Below are 4,523 nucleotides of genomic sequence, written 5' to 3'. Positions count from 1 at the left end.
CGCCCGACACGCGGTAATCCGGCGGTGGCGGTGGTGCTGCCGGCTCACCTTCGCGCGGCTTGGGCGGCAGCGCATTGCTTGCGGTCAGCCGCAGCGTGCCGGCGTAATCCGGCTTGCGATCGGCAAACTTCAGCGTGCCGTCGAGTTCCCCGGCGATCGGATAGGCATCTGGTCCGCCGGAAATCCGCAGCCGCATGCCGCCCGTATCATCCACCGCGCCGGTGCTGATGCCGAGCGTCGATGCCAGCCCGTCGAGCTTCATGGTGCCATCCATGCGCCACGGACCCGCCAGCGTGCGTGCCGAAAGGCTCGCATTCAGGCCGGTCATGCTGTGGGTCAGCCCACTCGGCCCATGCACGAGATCGACCTGGCCATCGGTGATGGTCAGCGCTTCAACGGAAATCTGATGCGGATCAAACGGCGTCGAGGGGCGCACCGCCCAGTCGATCGCCCCGTCCTGATCCACCGCCACCCTTAGATGCGGCCGCACCAGGCGCATGTCGAAGATGCGGAACTCGCCCGACATCAGCGGCGCCAGTTCGGCGTCCATAGAGAATGTTTCCGCCGTCATGGCGGTTTCGCCGGGCTTGGTGCCCGCCACATGCACGTCGGAAAAGGTCACCGACGGGAACGGCAGAAGCCGCGCGCTGGCATCCCCTTCCACCGTCACTTGGCGACCGAGGATCTTGCTCGCTTCTGCCTCGAACTGCGCCCGGTAATTCGTCCAGTCGATGAAATACGGACCGACCAGCGCCGCCGTCAGCACAAGAACGATCAAGCTTCCAACAATGACGAACAAACGGGCCAGAATGAGTGCTCCAGGCTTGAACCGGCACGAACCGGCTTTGCTTCATCCAGTTTAAAGCCTTAAGCGCCCGGCTTGAAGCGCTCAAGCCAGGCAATCCCTCGCTATCCCGCGCTGAATCGTTTTCTCAAGCTATGCCGGTAAGATCTTGCCGGGATTCATGATGTTGAGCGGATCGAGTGCTGCCTTGATGGCCTTCATCACGTCTACGGCACTGCCTAGCTCTTCGCGCAGATAGGCCATCTTGCCCTGCCCGATACCATGTTCGCCGGTGATCGTGCCGTCCATCGCGATCGCGCGCCGTGCCAAGCGCTCGATGAAGCCCTCGGCGCGCTCAATCTCGTCGGGATCGTTCATGTCGATCAGCACCAGCGTATGGAAATTGCCATCGCCGGCGTGACCCACGATCGGCGCGATCAGACCGGTGTCCGCGATATCCTGTTCGGTTTCGGCGATGCAGTCAGCAAGCCGCGAGATCGGGACGCAGGCGTCGGTCGACAGCGCCTTCTTCTCCGGCGCCAGCGCTTCAGCCGCATGATAGGCGTTGTGCCTTGCCTTCCACAGCTTGGCGCGTTCTTCCGCGACCTTGGTCCAGCTGAACGGCCCCCCTTCAAGCTCGCTCGCGATCTCGCCGAACAGTTCCGCCTGCTCCGCCACGCCCGATTCAGAGCCGTGGAATTCCAGGAACAAGCAGGGCTGCTCGGGATAATCCGTCTTGTTGTAGCGGTTGATCGCCTGCATCTGCAGCGCATTGACGATCTCGATGCGCGCGACGGGGATGCCCATCTGCACGGTCATGATGACCGCGCGACACGCCGCATCCAGCGACGGGAACGTACAGATCCCGCCCGAAATCGCCTGCGGAATGCCGTAAAGCTTGAGCGTGATCGCGGTAATGACCCCGAGCGTGCCTTCCGAACCCACCATCAGCCGGGTCAGGTCGTAGCCCGTGCTGCTCTTCTTGGCACGTTTGGCGGTCTTCACGATCGACCCGTCCGGCATCACGACTTCCAGCGCCAGAACATTGTCGCGCATCGTGCCATAGCGCACGGCATTGGTGCCGGAAGCCCGCGTTGCCGCCATGCCGCCCAAGGTTGCATTCGCACCGGGATCGATCGGGAAGAACAGGCCGGTGTCGCGCAGATAAACGTTCAGCTCTTCGCGCGTCACGCCCGGCTGGATCGTCACGTCGAGATCGTCGGCGTCGATGGCGATGACCTTGTTCATGCGGCTCATGTCCAGGCAGATGCCGCCAGCCGGCGCATTCACTTGGCCTTCCAGGGAAGAGCCAACGCCGAACGGAACCACCGGCACGCGGTTGAAGGCGCATAGCTTCACGATCTCGCTGACTTCCTCCGTGGTTTCAGGCCAAACCACCGCATCCGGGGCCTGCGTGGGAAGATAGGTCGTGGTGTGGCCATGCTGCTCGCGAAAACTCTGGCCGGTCTGGACGCGATCACCAAAACGCGCCTTCACCGCAGCCACGACAACAGCAATACCTTCTTCGTTGCGTGCCGCCGCAACCGCATCCTTCAACGCCATGACACTCTCCCCGGTCGTCTTCAAACCCGCGTCGTAGCGACGGGCTCTATCATGATGCGCCTTCTATCGTTTATCCGAGAACGGCGCACCGATTTTTCCTGAGGTGATATGAGGAGATTGCCCGTGAACTTGACCTCGCCCCTGCCCGTTCCCTTCACATCCACGCCGCTGGGCCTGCAAAAGGACTGGATCGACTATAACGGTCACCTCAACATGGCCTATTACAACGTCTTGTTCGATCGCGGCCTGGATCAGGCCTGGGATCTTCTGGGCATCGGCGCGACTTATGCGGCCACCCGCAAGCTCACCACCTACACCGCCGAAATCCACATCTGCTATGTCCGTGAACTGCATCTTGGCGCGCAGGTCACCGTCACCACGCAGGTGCTCGATGCAGACGAAAAGCGGCTGCATGTGTTTCAAGAAATCAACCATGTGGATGGCTGGCTAGCCGCGACGTCCGAAAGCCTGACGCTGCATGTCGACATGGCGGGCCCGAAGGTCACGCCGTTCCCCGCCGACATCAAGGCAAACATCGACGCGATGCTTGCCGCCCACTCACAGCTGCCCCGTCCTGACCGCGCCGGCCGCACGATCGGCATCAAGCGGAGGGTGTGAGGCGCACCGGCTCAGGCGTAATCGTAAGGCCCGCCCTTCTGCAGCGCGCGCTTGTAAGCCGGCCTCGACTGGATCTTCGTCAGCCAGGCGATCGTCTTCGGCCGGCTGCGATCAAGCCCTCCACGCGCCCGCGCGGCCTCGAGCGGAAAACTCATCATGATGTCGGCTGCGGTCATGTCGTCGCCGGCAAACCACTGCCGCTGCTTCAGCGCGCTTTCCACATAATCCAGATGCACGTCGATCATCGGCTGGATCCGCTTCATCGCTAACCGGTCCATGATCGGCACCTTGCTCAGAACCAGCTTCAAAAGCAGCGGCGGCATCAGCGAGCCTTCGGCATAATGCAGGAAGTGCCGATAGCGGAGAGCGCCCTCCACATCTTCCGGCGCCCCCAACCGCCCGCCGGCCTTGTCGACCAGATACTCAACGATCGCCCCACTCTCGGCAATCACCCGCCCCTCATCCTCGATCACCGGCGATTTGCCCAGCGGATGAACCTGCTTCAACTCCGGCGGCGCCATCATCGTCGGCAAACGCTCGTAGCGCTTGATCTCATAAGGCAGCTCCAACTCCTCCAGCATCCAGAGCACACGCTGCGAACGGGAATTGTTGAGGTGGTGAACGGTGATCATGGAAGCTCCTTGAGGACCCGCTAAGCCGATTTACGCGGCCGACCGCCTTTGGCGCCATTGGTGCGTGCTGCTGCAGCCTTGGCTGGAGACTTAGCGCGCCCCGCCAGCCGCGCCATGTGGGCAGCCGTTCCAAACAGGCCGTTCAGCAAGCCCGGCACGGAAATATCCACATCACGGCTTTCCCAATGCAGACCCGACCCGGCGCCTAAAATCTCGACATCTCGCAATTCGGCACCCGACGCCTCTTCGAGCCCTTGAACGAGCACAGGCGGAAAGGTGAAGGTGCAGCCATTGGTCAGTTCCACCAGCATCGCCCTGCGCCTGGCATCGTAGCGAACCGAGGAGGCACGAGGTTCGGATTGGGTGCGCTGTCGCCCTCGTTCAATGGCAGCATCGATATCTGAGTCACTCAGTTCAGCCATGAAACTCGCTCCAGCGCGTTAAGAACTCATTGCGCTTCTCCATCACGATCTGCACCGCTCGGCGAATGTCGGATCGCTTCATCCCGTCCGCAGACATGAGCGCCTTTGCGGCATCTGCTTGCGTCAAATCGATCTTCAACTCGCCATCGCCAAAAACATGCACATGCGCCGGTTCATGATCGTCAACAAAGATAACGAACCGAAAGCCGCTCTCGCGCCAGATCGTCACCATAGCTTAAACCCGACGCGTTGGGTTTTCAACGTCCGCCGCCAACCTCTACCACCGCATCCGCAAAGACCTCCGGCGCCTCCTGCGGGAAGTTGTGCCCCACGCCCGGCACGATCGCGCGTCGATACCGTCCGCTAAAATGCGGAGCGCTTTTGTCCTCTTCCGAAGGTACGCTGACTTCATCGTCCCCGCCGTCCAGCACAACCGTCGGCACACCAATCGTCGGCTGCTCCGCCAGCTGACGCTCCAGACCCTCGAGTTTCGGATCCCCCGCG

General features: G+C 61.9%; 7 protein-coding genes. 1 reads left to right on the top strand and 6 read right to left on the bottom strand.

What is annotated here, in order from left to right; translation table 11 throughout:
• On the bottom strand, window positions 1-778 hold a 778-nt coding region (locus tag RTX98_RS18455; RefSeq protein ID WP_416223173.1), incomplete at its 3' end, for an AsmA family protein.
• Window positions 779-937: 159 nt separating this feature from the next.
• A complete protein-coding gene (locus RTX98_RS18450) occupies window positions 938-2,347 on the bottom strand; it encodes an FAD-binding oxidoreductase (protein ID WP_312798256.1) in 1,410 nt (469 codons plus the stop codon).
• Window positions 2,348-2,455: 108 nt separating this feature from the next.
• On the opposite strand from RTX98_RS18450, the gene RTX98_RS18445 reads away from it, so the two are divergent.
• Window positions 2,456-2,965 (top strand): thioesterase family protein, encoded by a 510-nt coding sequence (locus RTX98_RS18445; protein WP_416223172.1) that lies wholly within the window; start codon window positions 2,456-2,458, stop codon window positions 2,963-2,965.
• A gap of 11 nt (window positions 2,966-2,976) precedes the next feature.
• Here the strand turns inward: RTX98_RS18445 and RTX98_RS18440 are convergent, their stop codons facing one another.
• The 4 genes from RTX98_RS18440 to RTX98_RS18425 form a co-directional block, all read right to left on the bottom strand.
• Window positions 2,977-3,597: a glutathione S-transferase gene (locus RTX98_RS18440; RefSeq protein WP_312798253.1), complete on the bottom strand. Its 621-nt coding sequence runs from the start codon at window positions 3,595-3,597 to the stop codon at window positions 2,977-2,979.
• A 20-nt stretch (window positions 3,598-3,617) separates the two neighbouring features.
• Entirely contained in the window at window positions 3,618-4,019 is a 402-nt protein-coding gene (locus RTX98_RS18435) for a DUF2442 domain-containing protein (protein WP_312798251.1), read from the bottom strand.
• Window positions 4,012-4,251: a DUF4160 domain-containing protein gene (locus tag RTX98_RS18430; RefSeq protein WP_312798250.1), complete on the bottom strand. Its 240-nt coding sequence runs from the start codon at window positions 4,249-4,251 to the stop codon at window positions 4,012-4,014. Before RTX98_RS18430 ends, RTX98_RS18435 begins: the two co-directional genes overlap by 8 nt.
• Window positions 4,252-4,276: 25 nt before the next feature.
• On the bottom strand, window positions 4,277-4,523 hold a 247-nt coding region (locus RTX98_RS18425; protein WP_312798249.1), incomplete at its 5' end, for an alpha/beta hydrolase.

It is taken from the genome of Tianweitania sp. (assembly GCF_032053605.1).
Classification (GTDB): Bacteria; Pseudomonadota; Alphaproteobacteria; order Rhizobiales; family Rhizobiaceae; genus Tianweitania.
The sequence above is the reverse complement of the archived record's forward strand: the minus strand, read 5'-3'. Positions and strand labels throughout refer to the sequence as shown.